This window comes from Streptomyces sp. NBC_01546, from assembly GCF_045208355.1.
GTDB lineage: Bacteria > Actinomycetota > Actinomycetes > Streptomycetales > Streptomycetaceae > Streptomyces.
The window spans coordinates 192,482-210,457 of sequence record NZ_CP109379.1; the positions used below are offsets into that span (position 1 = coordinate 192,482).

Here is a 17,976-nt window from a genome sequence, read left to right on the forward strand (position 1 = left end):
GTCCCCGCCTCCTCGTCCGGCTTGCTCCGGGCCCGGGGCCGGTGTAGTCCGGTACTGAGGTTTTCAGGGTGGGGTCGGTGGGTCGATGGCCAGATGTGTGGCCGTGAGGCAGCCGTCGACCAAGTGGGGTCGGAGTTGGATTCTGTGTAACTCGCGGCGGAGTGTGCGGTCGAGGTCGTCGGGTGTGGCGAAGGCGGTGTTGGCCATCGCTCTGCGCACGAGTGACCAGACGGCCTCGACGGGGTTCAGGTCGGGTGCATAGGGCGGGAGCCGGACGGTGGTGAGCCAGTCGTGCTCGGCCTCGTAATGTTTCAGCCCCGCGGCCAGGTGGGTGTTGAGATTGTCCCAGACCACCACGATCGGGCCGCCGAGCTGGATGTGAGCCCGCACCAGCAGGCCGCGGTAGTCCTTCCAGGAGAAGCTCTTGCGCGCACCCTTGAGCAGGAGATGAGTGCGGGGCCGGTGGATGAGACGGCTGTGTTCACCGGGTTTGCAGCAGCACAGCGCGGCGACCGAGGTCCGGCGGCGGGACCTGCCGCGCACACGGATGACAGGGGTCTGTCCGCGCCGGCCCCAGGTGCGGGCACGGGGCGGAGTCATCGAGAAGCCGGCTTCGTCCTCGAAGACGATCCAGGCACCGGACGCCGCCGCGAGGCTTTTACCCCCGGCCAGACCTCCTTCTTCCACAGCTCCACCGCGTGCTCGTCACGCTCGAGGGCTCTGCGGGCGGGCGTCTGCCAGGACCAGCCGTGCCGTTTCAGCAGCCGCCACACCGTCGCCACTGACAGGCTCACCCGAAGATGCCGACGGATCAGGGTCTGGACCCGGGCCAGGGTCCAGCGTTCGTCTTCGAAGCCGTGTGCCGACGGCCCCTTGCCGAGTTCCTCCTCGAGCACGGCGAACTGTTCATCGGTGACGGTCGGGGCGTTCGCCGGACCCGTCGAGCGCAAGGCATCCATGCCGCGCTCGCGCCAGGCACGGCGCCAGCGTTCCACGGACCGCACACTCACCCGCAGGTCCTTCGCGATGACCGCTGTCTTCTCACCCGCCGCGAACCGCACGCCGGCCTGAAGCCGGATCTCCTCACGAAACGCCCGACGCTCAGCGGTCAGGCCCCCGCCCTCTGGATACCTCACCTCACCGGCATACCGCAGGGATCATGAACCGTCACTACCCGACGACGACCCGAAAACCTCAGTAGTGGTCTTCCCGCTGTCCTCACCCCGTGAGCGCAGCCACTTGCTGTTCATCGCTGAATTTTCCCTTACCCGCGATCGTTTCGTCCACGACTCCGTTGCCGACGGCACCTCGTCCATCGGAGCCACCGGAGCCGCTCTTGGGCTCGGTACCGAAATCAGGGCGTGGCCTCCGCTGGACCATCTTTCCCGGATCTGTCGTCCTCTGGAAGTCCGGCCCGACGACGCCGACCGGGGGCACCCGCCGGACCCTGCAGTGCGCCGTCACGCCACCCACACGCACGCACCACGCAGGAGGGCGGTTTGCGCGCGGCCGAACCGGCCGTCGTGCGCGTGCCATTCCGTGGTGGACAGGATGTCCGAGCCGCTGCCCACGTCGAGGTAGACCGGCCCCGGCTTGGTTCCGTCCTACAGCAGCACCCCCAGCGAGCCCGCGTGCGCAGCACCCCGATCCCTCAGCAGCGGGTGATATAGCCACCGCCCGGCTGGCAACCAGCGCCACGCGGGTTCGAACCATGCGCCGACGGCGTTTCGTTGGCTGCATCCTGGATCTTGTCGAAGAGATCCAACAGGGGGCACATGATGTGGTCAGTGGTGTCAACGGGCGAGGTTCCGGAGGGGGAACGGTTCGACTGGTACTCCGACATCGTCTCGCGTGAGGTGATGCCCGCTGCGCTCAGCAGCGAGCGGCCCGCCGAATTCCAGGGCGAGGCCGCGGTGCTGGACCTGGGGGACATCCGTGCGTCGAGGTTCTCCTTGTCGCCCCTTCGTTCGCGGCGCACGGCCGCAATGATTCGGCGTGGCGACCCGGAGCAGTACCAGCTGGCCCTTTTGCGCAAGGGAGCCACGTCGCTGTCGCAGCATCGGAACGAGTGCACCGTCGGAGCCGGTGACCTGATGCTGTGGGACACCTCTCGGCCCTCCGACAACCAGATGCCCGCCGCGGGCGGCCAGGTGCGGGCCACGATCCTGCTGCTGCCCCGGAACATCATGCCGCTGCGCACCCAGCGCCTCGACCAGGTGCTGGCCCGGCGCATACCGGGCGACCGGGGCATGGCAGCGATCCTGGCTTCCTTCATGACCTCACTCGAGGACCACAGCGCTGAATGCACTCCGGAGGAACTGCGCAGGCTCGGCACGATCGCCGCCGACCTCGCTACGGCCTGCCTGGCCCAACTGCTGGGCGCCGAGGACCGGCTCCCCACCGAAGTCCGAACACAGGCACTGGTACAGCGGATCCACGCCTTCATCGAGCACAACCTCAGCGACCCGATGCTGAATCCTTCGGCGGTCGCCGCTCACCACCACATCTCGGTGCGCACCCTCCACCAGCTCTTTCACGACCAGAAGGAGACCCTGCACGCCCGGATCCGTCGTCGCCGCCTCGAACAGTGCCGCACCGACCTCGCCAACCCAGGTCTGCGTGCCCACCGTGTGGGCGCCATCGCCGCCCGCTGGGGCTTCAGCGGACCGGTGGTCTTCAGCCGTTCCTTCCGCGAGGCATATGGAATCAGCCCTACCGACTTCCGCGCGCTGAGCGTCAACGATCTCTGCGCCGAGCATTCAGTCTGACGATCAACTCCGGCCTAGATTCGATGACGTCGGCGCCGCTCCAGGCCCCGCGGCCCCGGGCCGACGTTCTGCTCTCCCCCATTGAAGAGGAATCCGTTCATGCGTCTTCGTCATACCCTTGCCGCCCTCGGCGTGGCCGGTTCCCTGCTGGCGGTCGCCACCCCCGCCCAGGCGAACCAGAACCCCTGCCCGTCCGGCATTGGTGGCAGCGTCGCCTGCTTCTACTACAGCCCTTACCTTGAGGGCGCGTACCACGTGTACTACCAGTACAACGGCGACGTGCCGGACCAGTCCGGCGATAAGTTCGGCGGCTACGGCGCCGGCAGCGGCCAGGGCGTGCGGAACAACGCCGCGTCGGTGCAGAACACCTCGTCATCGAGGTTCGTCTTCGTCTACTACAGCCCGAACTACGGCGGCCCGCGCGAGCAGGTCAACACGAACGACTGGATCAACCTCACCACCCTGCGAAACAACAACGCCTCCTTCAAATGGTGGTAAGCAGCACGGCTTCCCCCTGATGTATCTCTGATTCCCAGGCGGTGCGCCGTCGCACGGCGCACCGCCGGGGCATGGCCCGCAGACCTCCAAGGACTCCCGTGCTGTTCTCCCGCTCCACTCGTGCTGTGGCCCTCCTCTTGCTCGCGGGCGCCGCAGCGTCCGCCTGCTCCGCGTCAGCGCAGCCGGGCGGGGTGTCGGCCTCGGCGTCCGGATTCGCGCCGCCCCCGCTCACGAGCAGCGACGCGCTCGTCCTTCCGCTCGACGCGTATCTGCCGTCGCAGGAGGACACGAAACAGGAGGTGAGCGCGTACCGGGTCCTGCTCCGTAGCTGCATGCGGCGACTGGGATCCGCCTACGCCCCGCCCCCGCTGGGTGAATTTGCCGGCCCGCGTACCCAAAACGAGCGGCGGTACGGGCTGACGGACGGGGCGATGGCGGCCGAGCACGGCTACCACATGCCCGGCGCGGCATCCGAAGCGCCGGAGGCGCAACCGTCGCCCCGGGACCTATTCCTCCTGAAGGGGACCGGCGGGGACGGGGGAGAACCCCAGCCCCCGGAGGGTGGGTGCGTCGGCGAGGCCAAGGGGAAGATCTCCTCGCCGGAGGACGAGGCCCGGCTCCGCTTCGCCCGAGACCTGGGCCTGCGCAGCTACGCAGAATCCAAAGAGGATCCCCGCGTCCGCGAGGTGAACCGGAGGTGGTCGGCCTGCATGAGGGGGAAGGGGTTCGACTTCCCGGACCCCATGGCGGCCATCGGCGCCGCCGCCTTCGCGGGGCCCGCTCTGGGCGAGGGCGAGCAGCGGACCGCCGTCGCGGACGTAGAATGCAAGGCGCGGGTCAACGTGATCGGTGTGTGGGCGGCCGTGGAGGCCGAGCGCCAGCGGAACATCATCGCAGAGAACGCGGATGCGCTGGCCGCGGAGAAGAAGTCCAAGGACGCCAAGACGGCCGCCGTACACTCGGCTCTCGCTACGGCGCCTCCGAGCAGCTGACCGGGCCCGGCTCCACCTACGGGGGTGTTGGTGGATTCACCATCGAGCCCAAGCCGCGCAGAAGGTCTCCGTCACGGGCCCTGAAGATAGGTGCGGATCACCTTCATCGAGTTCGCCCTGCAGTGAAACGAAGGCGCCGGTCTGCGGCAGTGGTCAGCGGGCTGCCAGCGCCAGCCGGTACCCGTGTGCTTCCGGATTCATCTGTTCGTCTTCACTGCCCTCGACGAACCACAGGCAGGATTCCGACGGGCCAGCGTTGTCGGTCCCCGGTGTTAGCGTCGCCACCATGGCAAACCGTTCATATCTCTACTCCGCGGACTCGATGCCGAACGAGGCAGAGATCCCCAAGCGGATCCGATGCATATCCGAGCACAACTGGGACATCCCGCTCGCGCACAAGCTCATGGTGGGGCGCGGAACGACGATCGTCCCGTCCATGATCTGGAACCCTCCGATCGGCATCGCCGCGGACTACGCCGGCGGGGCGGCCCTGCTCCGCGACCTCCTGCGCTCGGTCGGCAAGGGCCTGGAGGACTACGCCGAGTTCGCCGAATGCGTTGCCAGGACCACGGCCCACCTCGAGAAGCAGCAGGCGAAGTACTTCGTCCTCGAGACCGGGGAGATCGTCTCGATGTCGGGCGACGATCCGGCAGCGAGCGTGCGGCGTCTGGCGTCCGAGGACATCCCCGACGCCGTCGCCAATGCCGAGGCGGCGATCGCTGGCCAGAACGACGACTGGCTGGCCTCGGTCCGAGCCGACTGGGAGAGGCACTTCGCGTCCTTCTACAGCGAGGCGCTCTACTTCTCCTTCCCCGACTGACGTCGCCCGCGGCGCGGTGCCGGGCGATCCCGGCCTGATCCGAAAGACACGACCCGTCGCACCAGCCTCCTGAGCTGGAGGATCTGGGCGGCGTAGATGGGCGAGATCGCCGTGCTGACGAACCGCTGCCGGCCGTCGTCCGAGCTGCCGTTCGCGGCGAACCCTGCACCCAGCTTCGCCTCGCCCGTTTTCTGACCACCGACCTGCGACGGCCGTGGGAGAAACCGGCAGAGCCGAACAAGCTCACCCCGGCCCGAGTCCGACGCGGGTTCCGACACCTGCACGCCAGAACCTCAACGCCGGCCGCAGTGCCGAAACCCGCTCGCCCCGGCCCCGGGCGCCCGCTCGGCTCGAAGAACCGCCGCCCCGCGAATCGCTACGACGTGGGCCTGCTCTTGGTCACCGGCGAGTCATACCGCCGACCGGCTCACCACAAGGTCGGCACCAAACCACGCCGCACCGAATAAATCACAAGCTGAGCCTAAGGGCTGTCCCGTAACTGGGCGGCGCCTCCACACCGATCCCGGATCGGGGCGTGTCAGTGGCTGGTGACAGGATCCGAGTGTGCTGATCAAGGGATATGGCGATGGCCCGCTGGTTGCGGGCGAGCCACTGCTGGCCCGCCCGGGCTTCTGGTCGAACTACCTCATGGCGATGTGCGGCGATGGGTCGAGCGCTGCGCGTCCTGTTCCGGAGTGGTTCGGCGATGACGGCGCCGATACCGATGCCTTGTCCGAGGTCCTCTTCGATCCCGAACGCTGGCCGGTGTTTCGGGTACCGGCTGCAGACGGTCCCGGAGCTGTGGTGATCTACCGCAACCTGGTCGGCGACTACGGCACCGACTACCTCCTCACTCATCCAGGCCGGAGCCACGCCCAGCAGATCGCCAGCTGGGAAGGAGTCCTTTCGGGGGCCGGGCTGACGTGGCATGAACTGGTCCGCATCGCCGACAGCCCGTCCCCCGCGGCCGAAGGTGTCGAGGACGCGGCCGCCCGCCTCCTGCTGGTCCTTCCCCTCCTTACCGACTCGGACGTGCCAGAGTCGGCGCCGGCAAGGCTCAGCGCCGCCCTGACTTCGGTTGGAGCACCGCAAGACACCGTCTTCAGTACGGCGGAGCATCTGCTTACCCACCTGACGAGAGGACCGCGCCACGATCCCGCATGGGGATCGCCGCTGAGCGGCGGCTAGGACTGGCCCAAGCCGCTGATCACCCAATGGGACGATCTTGGTATGGCTGGTGTGATTGCGGCGTCGGAGCCTTCCTGGATAGCCCCGTTCACCGGGCTGAGCCCGCGCCAGTTCGGCAAGCTGGTGACCGTGCTGCGGCACGAGGGCGCGGACGGTGTATGCATGGGGCGGCCGTGGAGCCTTCCGCTGGAGGACCGGGCACTGCTGGTCGCGGCGTACTGGCGAACGAACTTGACGATGCGGCAGATCGCGCCGCTGTTCGGCGTTTCGAAGTCTGCAGCCCACCGGATCATCGAGCACCTCGGGCCGATGCTCGCGCTCCGGCCCCGTAAGCGGTTCGCCAAGGACGCCGTACTCATCGTGGACGGCACCCTGGTGCCCACCCGCGACCACGCCATCGCCGCGCAGTCAAAGAACTACAGGTACTCCACGAACCACCAGGTGGTCATTGACGCCGACACCCGGCTCGTGGTCTTGATCGGCCGGCCCTTGCCCGGAAACCCGCAACGACTGCAAGGCGTGGGAGGAGTCCGGCGCCAAAGCTGCCGTCGGCAAGACCACCACGATCGCTGACGGCGGCTATCCCTGCACCGGACTCGTCATGCCCCACCGCCGCCGCAGGGGCGAAGACCTGCCCGACTGGAAGGAAGCCCACAACACATCACACAAGCAGGTCCGGGCCCGCGTCGAGCACGTCTTCGCCCACATGAAGACCTGGAAGATCCTCCGCGACTGCCGACTCAAAGGAGACGGCGTCCACCACGCCATGCTCGGCATCGCCTGCCTGCACAACCTCGCCCTTGCCGGATAGCGAGCGGGCTGCACAGCGAACAGCCACGTCCGCACCCGCCCAGAGAGCACTTACGGGACAGCCCTTAGCTCGACGAAAACCCCGCCCCCGAGAGCACGCCACATACCGAGGATCACTGAACTGCGCACTGCTCAACCAACCTGAGCAACCACAGCCAGGCCACAAAACACCGCAGGTCAGACGGCTGACGCACCCAGACACTGCGCAGATTCCATGAGCCACCCCAGCACCAAGCCACTCAACCAACCTGCACAACCCCAGGTCAGAAGCATGACCATTGCTCAGTTTCACTGATCCGCGACAAGTCGCAAGAAGCGTCATCACTTGTCACCATCAAAACCACAGCGACCTGTCCCGTTGACTGCACGAGAGACCAGGTATGCGCAGGTCAAAGCGGAAGAGGCCGTGGTGTCGCAGCTTGACAGCGCAGATGGCGAAGCTCACGCAGTCCGTAGTCCGGTGGCAGCCACCCCTTCTTCCGCCGCTCGATGGTCTTCCGCGTGTGCGGAGGTGGATACGGGCAGCCCTGCATCAAATCCGGTTCATCCCTGGCCCACTCAAGCCCGTAGTGGGCGGTACACACAGGCCAGATAGTCTTCGCAGGCTCCTTCGGCCTCGGCGTTGTCCCTCGCCGGCGGCGGCGCAGCTTGGGGCGCGGCGGCTGGGGTGGCCGCAGCCTGCAGCCCTCGCTGAAGGCCCTCAAGGGCATCAGCCCCTCGCCTTCCAGCGGATCGCTGAAGAGTGCGCAGCTGGTGCCGGCCGGCCCCGATCCGCCAGAGGAGTGCAGCCGCCCTCAGGAGCAGCGCCATGACCGCCCCCGCCCCCACGCCAGACCGCAGGTCGCCACCTGGTCGCCTTCGCAGACGGGACCTGACTCCACCACCTACGGCTTAAGGCTGGGCGTAGAGGCTGGTCCATTCCTGGGCCGTCGCCTCGAAGCGCTTCATCTCGTTGGCGTCCTCGCCAGCCGGGCGGGCGGTCACGTAGACGAGGGTGCCGCCGTCGTACAGGCCCACCCCGGCCCGGTGGAGGGCGAGGTCGGCCAGGCTGAGGGTGCGGGCGGAGGAGCCGATGTCAGCTGTCGGTGTGGAGGTGGGCTCGCACGGCGTCGACGAACTCGTCGACGTGTTGGAAGACGCCGCCGTGCCCGGCCCCTGGATAGATGATCAGCGTGCTGCCGGGAATGCGGGCGTGCATGTCGTGGGACAGCTCGGTGGGGACCATGCGGTCGTGGTCGCCGTTGGCGATGAGCGTCGGGGCGCCGATGCGGGAGAGGTCCTGCGGCTCAGCCCGGCCCCAGCCCCGGATGGTGGTGATCTGGCGGTGAAAGGACGACAGTGTGATGGGGGCGTCACGGTCCATCACGCGCTCGCGCAAGCGCACGAGGTAAGCCTTGGCTGCCGCCTTCCCCGCTGGAGTGCGGGGAAAGAACAGGAACTCCTTGGCATCGGTGCGGGCCATCGCGGCACGAGCCATGTCCCAGTAGACGTAGGCTCCACCCGTCGGACGGTCGATGCCGGCTCCCCCGGCGGGGCCGGTTCCGGCCAGGACGAGGCGGCGCACGAGCCCCGGCGCATCGAGGGCCACCTGCTGGGCGACGAAGCCGCCGAGCGAGAATCCGAGCAGGTCCATCTGGGTCAGGCCGAGGGCGGCTACGAACCCCTCCGCCGCACGCGCCATCGCGGCGACGGTGCCTGGGACACGCCCGGTGGATCCGCCGACCCCGGGGAGGTCGAGCGCGACGATGCGGCGGTCGCGGGCGAGCGCGTCGACAAATCGGGGATCCCACTCGTCGAGCGTGGCGCCCAGGTGAGTGAGCAGGACCAGCGGGACGCCGTTCTCGGGGCCGAGGTCGCGGTATACGAGCGTGTTCGAACCTACGACGATGCGGCGGTTGGGCGCCGTGGCCCACGTGGTCGGGCGGGGACGGACGTTGGACTCAGCCACGGTTGGTCACCGCCGTCGGGTCGGTGGTGACCAGGACCTTGCCGCGTGTCCCGCCGGCGAGCGCCTCGTCGAGAGCCCGCGGGGTCTGGTCGAATGGGAGCACCCGGTCGATGATCGGGCGCAGCACCCCGTCGTCGACCAGCCCGGCGACCTGGCGCAGCGCGGCGCTATCGGGTGTGATGAACAGGAAGCGGTAGGTGACCCCGAGCGCGCGTGCCCGGCGGCGAGTACGGGCACTGAGGGCCTGGATGGCGAGCCGGACGACGGGGTTGACGCCGACGCGCCGCGCGAAGGCCGGGTCGGGCGGGCCCGTGATGCCGATGACGGTGCTGCCGGGGCGCAGCACACCGAGGGAAGCCTGCAGCGTGGCTCCGCCCTGGGTGTCGAGGACGAGGTCGACGGGCGTGCCGGCGAGGCTCTGCGCGAGGTCGTCGTGGCGGTAGTCGATGACGATGTCGGCACCAAGCTCTCGGGCGGCTGCGATGTTCGCCGTCGAGACGGTGGTGGCGACGGTGCAGCCCAGGTGCTTGGCGAGCTGGATCGCGACCGATCCCACGCCACCGGTCCCGCCATGGATGAGGACGGTCTGGCCCTTCTTCACCTTGCCCATCTCGACGAGGGCCTGCCAGGCCGTGAGCGCGACGACTGGAAGCCCCGCGGCCTCGACCAGGCTCACCGACCGGGGCACGGGTGCCATCGTGGCGGCGTCGGCCGCGACGAACTCGGAGAAGGTGCCCGTGGCCGCCAAGTCGACGTAGCTGTACACGTGGTCGCCCACGGCGATGTCGCGTACCGCGGAGCCGGCCTCAACGACCTCGCCGGAGAGCTCACCGCCCATGACTTTGGGTAGCCGGAACGGGAAGATTGCCTTGAACTCGCCGGAGCGGACCCGCTCGTCGGCATGGTTGACGCCCGACGCAACCATGCGCACGAGCACCTCATGGGGGGCGGGGACCGGTACGGGCATCTCGACCTCCCGCAAGGGGGAGCCGTACCTCTCGAGGACGAAGGCCTTCACGGAGCACTCCTAGCAAAGCGTTTCTGGGGGCGGGTATCTCGGCGGCGGGCGCATCCCGAATGGCCGCCGTACTTCTTGAAATAGTTTGTGTTGTTTTTCTGGCTGCGGCGCGGGCCACCCCGCGAGTGGAGGGGCGAGCGTCAGCCCGCGTTTGGCTGGGGCGCCGCGGACAGGCTCTGCTTGACGTACCGGCTGGTCTCGTCGGCGAGGATCTCGGGCAGGCCGGTCTCGATGCCGGACAGGGCCTGCGCTGCGACGTCGGCGGCGGCGACCTTCTGATCGGCAGGCACGCCGGCGGCCATGTCGGTGTCCATGTAACCGACGTGCAGCGCCGAGACGGTGATCCCGCGCGGTGCCAGCTCCTCACGGGTCGCATCGCTCAGCGCCCAGGCGGCGGCCTTGGAGGCCGCGTAGGAGCCGAGGCCGGCCGGGTGGAACCAGGACAGGGCGGACAGGACGTTGAGTACGGCGCCGCCGCCGTTGCCCTCGATGACGGGGGCGAATGCGCGGGTCGCGGCGAGCGGGCCGAAGAAGTTGGTCTCCATCTCCCGGCGCACCTCAGCCACGTCGCCTCTGATCAGCGTCACGCCGGTGGAGATGCCCGCGTTGTTGATCAGCAGTGTCGCGTCGGACGCCACGCGGGTGGCCTCCTGGATCGACGCCTCGTCCGTGACGTCGAGGCGCAGCGGGATGACGCCCGGCACGTCGACCGCCTCGGGGCGTCGGGCCGCGCCGTACACCTTCGCGCCGCGCTCGACGAGCTGGGCGGCCAGGTGCCGCCCGAGCCCTCGGTTGGCGCCGGTGACGACCGCGACCGTGTTCTTCAGTTCCATGCTCGCTCCTGGTCCTGGCGGGAGCCGTCGGCCACCCGCAACAAATTAGATTATGAACTCAATCTAAACATGGGTCTACGATAGATGCCAGTCGACATCCAAGTGGGAGGTGGTCATGGGCCGCGTATCGCAGGCACAGGCGGAGGAAAATCGCAGGCGAGTGGTGGACACCGCATCTCGGCTGTTTCGGGAGCAGGGCACGCAGGTCAGCGTCGCCGACCTGATGAGGGCGGCCGGTCTGACCCACGGCGCGTTCTACAAGCAGTTCGCCTCCAAGGAGGCGCTCGTCGACGAGGCCACCGCCCACGCCTTCGCCGAGCTCACCCAGCGCTACAGCGCCGGGCTCGAGCGGCACGACGGACCACGCGAAGCCGCCCAGCAGGCACTGATCGACACCTACCTCTCCGTCGAGCACCGCGACGACCCGGCGGACGGCTGCCCGGTCGCAGCCCTCGCCACCGACATCGCGCGCGAGGGCGGGGGGCGCGAGGCCCGTCGCGTCTACACCGAGGGGGTGACCGACTTCGCCGACTTCCTCGCCACCGACGACCAGGACGGCATCGTCCGCCTCTGCACCCTGTTCGGAGCGCTGGTCCTGTCCCGGGCCACCAACGGCTCCCCACTCTCCGAGGAGATCCTCGCCGCCGCGCACGCAGCCTTGACCGAAGCAGGCTGATCAAGGGCGCGGCGCGGGCGCACACGACGGCACTGGGCGACGAGGCGTCCATGGCCTGGCGGAGGCAGTGGGAGAAGCCGCCGACGGCCTGTGTGAGCAGGCGCCCCCATGACGTACTAACTGGCTGCCAATTTCTAATGCCTGAAAAATGGTTGCAGGACCGTGCGCCCGCGAGCCGGGAAACCAGGCGCGCCAACACCGGACATCACCCCCACCAACGACCCCGCACGCCACCGCTGCACGCCACGCCCCCACCCACACCACCACACCACCACCCCCACACACACCCCCCCACCACACCAACCACAAAGAAGCGACGACCACCCCCGTCTGAAGCTCCGCCACCACCGTTCTTTCCTGCCGCACGCAACGTCGGTGCTTAGATCGTGTCCTATGTGGTGAGGTGTCGTTGGCCTTGGTATAGGGCGGGGTACGTGGAGTTGGATTGTTCCGGACGGGTTGTGGGAGATCGCGGAGCCGTTGATCCCACCGTCGAGAGTGCGGTCGCAGGGTGGCGGGACTCAGGACACGCCTGATGAGACGCTGTTCGCCGCGATCATCTATGTGCTGGTCAGTGGCTGTGCCTGGCGGGCTCTTCCGCCCTGCTTCGGGATATCGAAGTCGACAGCCCACCGCAGATTCCTGATCTGGTCGCGAGCTGGAGTCTGGGGTCGGCTGCACGAGGAGATCCTGCACCGGCTCGACGACGCCGGCCTGCTCGATCTCTCCCGAGCGGTCCTCGATTCCGCACACGTGAGGGCGAAAAAGGGGGCGGACTCACAGGTCCGAGCCCCGTGGACCGGGGCAAGCCGGGTTCCAAGATGCACGTCCTGTCGGACGCGGCAGGACTGCCTCTCCTCGTCGGTCTCTCGGCCGCCAACACCCACGACAGCCAAGCTCTGAAGCCCATGGTGCTCGGTCACCAAACGATTCCCAATGGAGTTGTCAAGCTCGGCTGGTGACTCGCAGTGAGGGTTCAGCCCAGCACGAGGGAGTTTGATGGTGCGGCGATCTCGAAGGTGCGGCCGTCGCGTATGAGGGCCCACAGGACGTTCAAGCGGCGGCGTGCGAGAGCGATGACGGCCTGCTTGTGGCTCTTTCCTTCGGTTCGTTTGCGCTCGTAGAACGCCTTCGAGACAGGACAGCATCGGGCGGCGACCATAGCGGACATGTAGAAGACACGCATGAGGCGTCGGCAGTAGCGCCGTGGTCGGCGCATGTTGCCGCTGATACGGCCGGAATCCTTGGGGACAGGGGCCAGGCCGGCGACACCGGCAAGGCGGTCGGACGTGCCGAAAACGGCCATGTCGCCACCGGTATGCGCGATGAACTCCGCGCCCAGGACGGGGCCGACACCAGGCATGCTCAGGATGACCTCGGCTTGTGGGTGGTCGTGAAGCCGGCTCTCGATCAGGGCGTCGGTTTCGGCGATCTCCTCATCGAGGGCCATCACCGCCTTCGCCAGCTTCGCCACCACCGCGGCGGCGACCTTCTCCCCGGCAACGGTGGTGTGCTGGGCCTCGGCGGCCTCGGCGGCCTCGAGCGCGGTGGCCGCGACGGCTTTGTAGTTGCGGACCTTGCGGTTCTTCAGCCACGTTGCAAGCCTGTTGTTGCCGATTCGACGAAGTGCGGCCGGGGTCTGATAGCTGGTGAGGAGTATCAACGCGGCCTTGGAGGTCTTGTAGTCGAAGGCCCGCTCCAGGGCTGGGAAGTACTCCAGCATCTGGGCCCGTAGCCGGTTGATCGTTCTGGTTCGGTCAGCTGCCAGGTCCAGGCGGCGCGAGGTGAGGATGCGCAGATCCACAGCAATCTCATCACCACGGCGCATGATCTGGAGGTCGCGGCGCATGCGGGCTTGGTCCGCGATGACGAATGCGTCCTTCGCGTCCGTCTTTCCTTCGCCCCGGTAGGAGCCGGCGGCATGGTGGACGGTGCGGCCCGGTATGTATAAGACCTGCTGCCCGTGGTCGGCCAGCAGCGCGATCAACAGCGCGGCGCCGCCGGCGTTGAGATCGATCGCCCAGGTCACTGGCGCGCCTTCGCTCAGTGCGAGGACGTCACCGATGAGGTTGAGCAGGCCGGTCTCGTCATTGGCCACCCGCCTCGACAGCTTCCGCCTGCCGTCGATGCCGATCACCACGCAGTGATGCTCGGCCTTGCCCGCGTCTGTACCGGCCCACAGCTCGGGCACGACCACCTCCGAAGTCGTTGCGTGCGTTTGTCCCAACAGACGACTTCGCCAACGTGTCCTTACCAAGCAATCTTGTCGCGCGCATCCCAATGAGTGGTCGAGTCGTCGCCGGATGCCAGGCGGCCAATCGTTTGAAGCCACCACCGGGCTGGAGACACGCAGCCACACCCAGCATCCCTGGGCCTTCCGATCCTACGAGTGACCGGAATCAGCCCAGGAACAACGTAAGGAGACACGACCCCCACAACGGCCGCCACTTCAAACCCCAACGGCTCCACGCCGACAAGGCCTACGACATACCTGAACTGCGGAAATGGCTACGCGGCAAGCGGATCGGCGTCCGCATTGCCCGCAAGGGTGTCGAGTCATCAGAGCGACTCGGTCGGCGCCGGTGGGTGATCGAGCGGACCATGTCGTGGCTGACCGGCTACCGCCGACTCAACCACCGCTACGAACGCCACCCCCGCGACTACCTGGCCTTTCTCGGCCTCGCCGCAGCCCTCTGCTGCTACAAACGCCTCCTCCGCCCCACCACATAGGACACGGTCTAAGTCAACGGCATTGCGTTTAACCTCATCTTCTTGAAGGGGTGGGGATGGAGCAGACGGTCTTCGAGTCCATCAGGTACTCGACTGGGTGTCAGGACTGCGGTGCGGAGTTGGAGTGCTGGGGTGTCCAAGCCCTGGTGAACGGCTCTTTGCGCTGGGACACGGAGTCCAGGTGTCCAGCCTGTGGGTTTGCGGTGGCTTCGTGCGGTGGTGACCTGTCTGCCGAACTGCGGGGCCGACTGCTCGCCGAGCATGGACCAGCGCGCCTCCAGGTGGATCCATCGGCGAGGAACGCTGCGATCATGCGCGTTCTGCGGGCAGAACTTGGCATTGGTCTGGCTGACGTCAAGTCCGTGCTGAGCGAGGTCGTGGCGGGCGCGCACTCAGGCACGATGCCCGAGATGGAATTCCTGGCCCGCAAGCTGCGGGCGTCTGGGATTGATGCCGTTGCTGCTCGGCCGTAGGGACCCTGACCTGGCTATTCAGCTGACTCTCCGGGGTCTGGTGCCCGTCTTGTGGCGGGCGGGGAGGCGGTAGGGCTGGCCGTTCCACGAGCGTTTCTGGCGCCTTGCCAGGCGTTCCCCGGGATGTCGGGGAATTCCACGAAAGCCTCACCCGTTCGGCTTGATTCCTTGACCGCCGGGCGAGGCATGAACGGGGCGCCTGCCACCGCCGAGTCTCCGCACCGCCCATCCTGGCCAACACCGGATACGTGTCCGGTAAGCCTCCCGCGTCCGAACGGAGTTTCCGTTGAGTTATCTTCAGTTCCCGCGCCTGCACTTCTCAGGAAGGTTCGTTTTCGACCCTTCCACCGTCAACAACGACCCAAGGCACTTCAACAACGACACGTTCCAACCTCGTTTTCACAGACGCAGTCGGTCCGCGAAGGACGGCTGGTGGAATCCACGGGGAAGCGCCTCGTTCCGCCTGCGCGGCTGCAGGGTGACCAGCGTCGTGGGGGCGGATGGCCGCCTGGTGACGTCCGGTGCGATCGAGCCCGTCGTTGGCGGCTCCCTGATGGACGACGGCGATCGCGTCAGCGCAAAGATCCAGGATCTGGACCCAGTGCAGCAGGGCGTCTCCCAGATCTGGGGCCTGGGGCTTCGGCTGTTCGACAGCGGGCAGCGGCAGGTGCTGTACGGGGACTTCCGCCACGCCTCGTTCGTCGACCTGTGGGCGCGCTGCCCCCAGGCCACAGGCCTGGACAGGTACTCCGCCGCCTACCAGTCCGTCATCAGGCTCAGCCCTGACCAGACGGACACGGGGTCGTCGCCGTTCCTGAAGGAACTGGTGGAGAGCACGGCCGATGACGAGTTGTCCATCAAGTTCATGCTCGACGGCTACGAAGCCGACTGGGACTCGCCGCGGTTCGGCACGGGCCGTATCGTGGGCTCCATCGGGCCGACCGCGTCCGGAGAGCCCCGGCACTTCACCGCGGCGCGCCGACTGCGCAGCCCAGCCGAGGGCGGACCCCTTATGGACGCGCCGTGCCGCATCGACGGGCAGGACCGGCTGCACATCGATCTGGGCAACAGCGTCCCCACCAGTACCCCCGGCGGCCCTCCCCTCGACAGCATCGGCCTCCTTCAGGTGGTGGCCCTGCCGAAGGGCGGCGGCGAGCCGGATGTGCTGGCTCAGCTCGGCCCCCTCGACGACAGGTTCCTCACCGAGCGCGGGGGCATCGCCACCATCCAACTCGGGCAGGGCAAGGCGACGTTCTCGGACCGTCGGCTCGCCCTGAGGACTCTCGACGGCACCGTGCTGCTGGAGGAGAACAGCGACGCCAGTTTCGCCCGCGCCGACGACGTCGTCTTCCGTGTCTACCCGCCGGTGCAGGCGGGGGAGGGCCCGGCCACCACCGTCCACGCCACCCGGTTCGGTGAGCCGGCCGCCAACGTCAAGATCGTTTTCGGCAACGCCGCCATGGAAGACGCCAAACGGCATTCCGACGACAACTCGCTGGTCGCACCGCCGATCGCGATGGGCGAGCAAGGCGGGCTCCAGCCGATCCAGTCCGTAACCACCGATCAGCGAGGGCAGGCCACGGTCCGACTGGCGGCGACCGACCCGGGCAACCCGCGCGGTTATATCGACGGACAGGTCTACAACGTAGATTACGGCCCGGAGTACTCGAGCGGCAGCGGGACCGTGATGCTCAAGGAAGACCAGCTCAACGTGCTGGTCTGGGACGAGTACAAGGAGCCGGCCGACATCGCCTGGATCCCCGACGTCAAGCCGATCCTCCAGCAGTACGCCAACCTGTACCCGGTGATGCGGGACGTACTCGACCTGGCGAACTACCACGACGTCGTCAAGTACAAGCACCGCCTGCAGCACGTCCTCACCGAGCCCATGGATTCACCGAGCCACATGCCGGTCACCCGCGACCTGTCGCCGGGCAAGCGGGACGCGATCGTGAGGTGGCTGCGCCAGGAGCGGCCCCCCTTCCTGGCGCTCCGGAACGTCGATGACCTGCGCCACGCACTCCAGCTCGCCCTCGAACTTGAGCACTCCACCATTCCGCCGTACCTGTACGCGCTGTTCTCCCTCAAGCCCGGCAGTAACCGCGAGGTGGCCGAGATCATCCGGGGCGTGGTGATGCAGGAGATGCTGCACATGACCCTGGTAGCCAACCTCCTGACCGCGTTGGGCGGGAAGCCCCGGATCGGTCGGCCGGGATTCGTGCCGACCTACCCGAACCACTTGCCCGCCGGCGTACTCCCCGACCTCGTCGTCTCGCTGCGCCGGTGTTCGATCCAGCAGATCCGCGACGTGTTCATGGGGATCGAGAAGCCCGAGCGACCTCTCACCAAGGCGAGGACGCGCTATCCAGAGCCAGTCGTCCCCGAGCGGATCGAGCTCAACGAGCTGGGCGAGGTCACGTCCTACCACTACGAGTCGCCCCAGAACAACACTGTCAAGATGGCTCAGGCCATTTCGGCGGAGGATCTGGACACCCATCTGTTCTCCCCACTGAGGACCTTCTTCCAGGAGGCGGAGTTCGAGGAGTTCACCATCGGGTGGCTCTACACACAGGTGGCCAGAAAGATCAGCGAGATGGGGGACGGCATTTTCACAGGAAGGGACAGGCCCCAGGTGCTGAACTGGCCCGGCGAGGCGCCGGGGAACCTCCACAGGGTGTACGACGTTGCCACCGCCCACTCCGCGATCTACGAGATCATCCATCAGGGCGAAGGCACCATCGGCAACCCCGAGTATCAGGGGCAGCCCTCCCACTACTACCGGTTCCAGCAGGTCGTCAGAGGCAGACGCCTGATCCAGAAGGACGGCGCATGGGTGTTCGAGGGCGAGGAGATCCCCTTCGACCCGGACGGCGTGTACCCGGTGATGGACGACCCCGATACGTCCGCGATTCCGCAGGACTCCCCCGGCCGGCTCGCGTCCGAGCTGAGCGACCGGACGTACGGTGATCTCCTCGGGGCCCTGGACCGGGTCTTCAACGGGCACCCTGAGCACCTACAGGAGGCAGTCTCGCTGATGTACTCCGTCGAGGTCCGCGCCAAGGAGCTGTTCCAGCACCCGTCCGCTCCCGGCGCCGATACCGTCCTGGGGCCGAGCTTCCAGCTCTGACGCGGCGCCAGGCGGCCACCACCTCCACGACCGCCACTCGCGCATGTGGGTCCATGGCCTGGCCGGAGCATTGCCCGGCCAGGCCCGGACTCCTG

At 67.6% G+C, this 17,976-nt stretch carries 15 protein-coding genes and 4 pseudogenes; 12 read left to right on the forward strand and 7 right to left on the reverse strand.

Features of this window, described 5'->3' with window-relative positions:
• Positions 1 to 63: 63 nt before the first annotated feature.
• Positions 64 to 600 carry a transposase gene (locus tag OHA89_RS00945; RefSeq protein ID WP_406364904.1) on the reverse strand — a complete coding sequence of 179 codons (537 nt, stop codon included), beginning with the start codon at positions 598 to 600 and terminating at the stop codon, positions 64 to 66.
• Positions 597 to 1,136, reverse strand: coding sequence for a winged helix-turn-helix domain-containing protein (locus OHA89_RS00950; RefSeq protein ID WP_406364905.1), 540 nt, complete (start codon positions 1,134 to 1,136; stop codon positions 597 to 599). Before OHA89_RS00950 ends, OHA89_RS00945 begins: the two co-directional genes overlap by 4 nt.
• 642 nt (positions 1,137 to 1,778) lie before the next feature.
• Between OHA89_RS00950 and OHA89_RS00955 the strand changes: the two genes are divergently transcribed.
• The 7 genes and pseudogenes from OHA89_RS00955 (at position 1,779) to OHA89_RS00985 (ending at position 7,077) form a co-directional block, all read left to right on the forward strand.
• On the forward strand, positions 1,779 to 2,768 hold the full coding sequence (locus OHA89_RS00955; protein ID WP_266617146.1) for a helix-turn-helix domain-containing protein: 990 nt from the start codon (positions 1,779 to 1,781) through the stop codon (positions 2,766 to 2,768).
• A gap of 99 nt (positions 2,769 to 2,867) precedes the next feature.
• The gene (locus tag OHA89_RS00960) at positions 2,868 to 3,266 is read left to right on the forward strand and encodes a hypothetical protein (RefSeq protein WP_266617086.1); all 399 of its coding nucleotides are present in this window, start codon (positions 2,868 to 2,870) and stop codon (positions 3,264 to 3,266) included.
• Positions 3,267 to 3,391: 125 nt separating this feature from the next.
• Positions 3,392 to 4,258 carry a hypothetical protein gene (locus OHA89_RS00965; protein WP_266617088.1) on the forward strand — a complete coding sequence of 289 codons (867 nt, stop codon included), beginning with the start codon at positions 3,392 to 3,394 and terminating at the stop codon, positions 4,256 to 4,258.
• 286 nt (positions 4,259 to 4,544) lie between these two features.
• Positions 4,545 to 5,078 (forward strand): hypothetical protein, encoded by a 534-nt coding sequence (locus OHA89_RS00970; RefSeq protein WP_266617090.1) that lies wholly within the window; start codon positions 4,545 to 4,547, stop codon positions 5,076 to 5,078.
• Between the two features lie 167 nt (positions 5,079 to 5,245).
• Positions 5,246 to 5,545 (forward strand): annotated as a pseudogene (locus tag OHA89_RS00975) (transposase); the annotation flags it as partial.
• Positions 5,546 to 5,642: 97 nt separating this feature from the next.
• Positions 5,643 to 6,266, forward strand: a complete 624-nt coding sequence (locus OHA89_RS00980) for a hypothetical protein (protein WP_406364906.1) — start codon at positions 5,643 to 5,645, stop codon at positions 6,264 to 6,266.
• Positions 6,267 to 6,308: 42 nt separating this feature from the next.
• Positions 6,309 to 7,077, forward strand: a pseudogene (locus OHA89_RS00985) (transposase).
• Between the two features lie 890 nt (positions 7,078 to 7,967).
• Here OHA89_RS00985 and OHA89_RS00990 read toward each other — a convergent pair.
• From OHA89_RS00990 to OHA89_RS01005, 4 genes are all read right to left on the reverse strand, one after another.
• Entirely contained in the window at positions 7,968 to 8,093 is a 126-nt protein-coding gene (locus tag OHA89_RS00990) for a hypothetical protein (RefSeq protein WP_266617096.1), read from the reverse strand.
• Positions 8,094 to 8,151: 58 nt separating this feature from the next.
• Positions 8,152 to 9,024 carry an alpha/beta fold hydrolase gene (locus tag OHA89_RS00995; protein ID WP_266617098.1) on the reverse strand — a complete coding sequence of 291 codons (873 nt, stop codon included), beginning with the start codon at positions 9,022 to 9,024 and terminating at the stop codon, positions 8,152 to 8,154.
• Positions 9,017 to 10,042 (reverse strand): NADP-dependent oxidoreductase, encoded by a 1,026-nt coding sequence (locus OHA89_RS01000; RefSeq protein WP_266617100.1) that lies wholly within the window; start codon positions 10,040 to 10,042, stop codon positions 9,017 to 9,019. The genes OHA89_RS00995 and OHA89_RS01000 overlap by 8 nt, the downstream gene beginning before the upstream one ends.
• Positions 10,043 to 10,182: 140 nt before the next feature.
• Complete coding sequence (locus tag OHA89_RS01005; protein ID WP_266617102.1) at positions 10,183 to 10,875, reverse strand: SDR family oxidoreductase; 693 nt, start codon at positions 10,873 to 10,875, stop codon at positions 10,183 to 10,185.
• Between the two features lie 115 nt (positions 10,876 to 10,990).
• Between OHA89_RS01005 and OHA89_RS01010 the strand changes: the two genes are divergently transcribed.
• Positions 10,991 to 11,551, forward strand: coding sequence for a TetR/AcrR family transcriptional regulator (locus OHA89_RS01010; RefSeq protein ID WP_266617118.1), 561 nt, complete (start codon positions 10,991 to 10,993; stop codon positions 11,549 to 11,551).
• Positions 11,552 to 11,971: 420 nt separating this feature from the next.
• A pseudogene (locus OHA89_RS01015) lies at positions 11,972 to 12,480 on the forward strand (IS5 family transposase); the annotation flags it as partial.
• Positions 12,481 to 12,527: 47 nt separating this feature from the next.
• On the opposite strand, the gene OHA89_RS01020 reads toward OHA89_RS01015, so the two are convergent.
• Positions 12,528 to 13,748, reverse strand: a complete 1,221-nt coding sequence (locus OHA89_RS01020) for an IS110 family transposase (RefSeq protein WP_406364908.1) — start codon at positions 13,746 to 13,748, stop codon at positions 12,528 to 12,530.
• A gap of 224 nt (positions 13,749 to 13,972) precedes the next feature.
• On the opposite strand from OHA89_RS01020, the pseudogene OHA89_RS01025 reads away from it, so the two are divergent.
• The 3 genes and pseudogenes from OHA89_RS01025 to OHA89_RS01035 form a co-directional block, all read left to right on the forward strand.
• A pseudogene (locus tag OHA89_RS01025) lies at positions 13,973 to 14,281 on the forward strand (transposase); the annotation flags it as partial.
• 311 nt (positions 14,282 to 14,592) lie between these two features.
• On the forward strand, positions 14,593 to 14,754 hold the full coding sequence (locus OHA89_RS01030) for a hypothetical protein (RefSeq protein WP_266617122.1): 162 nt from the start codon (positions 14,593 to 14,595) through the stop codon (positions 14,752 to 14,754).
• Positions 14,755 to 15,265: 511 nt separating this feature from the next.
• Positions 15,266 to 17,881, forward strand: coding sequence for a ferritin-like protein (locus OHA89_RS01035; RefSeq protein ID WP_406364909.1), 2,616 nt, complete (start codon positions 15,266 to 15,268; stop codon positions 17,879 to 17,881).
• The last annotated feature ends 95 nt before the right edge of the window (positions 17,882 to 17,976 follow it).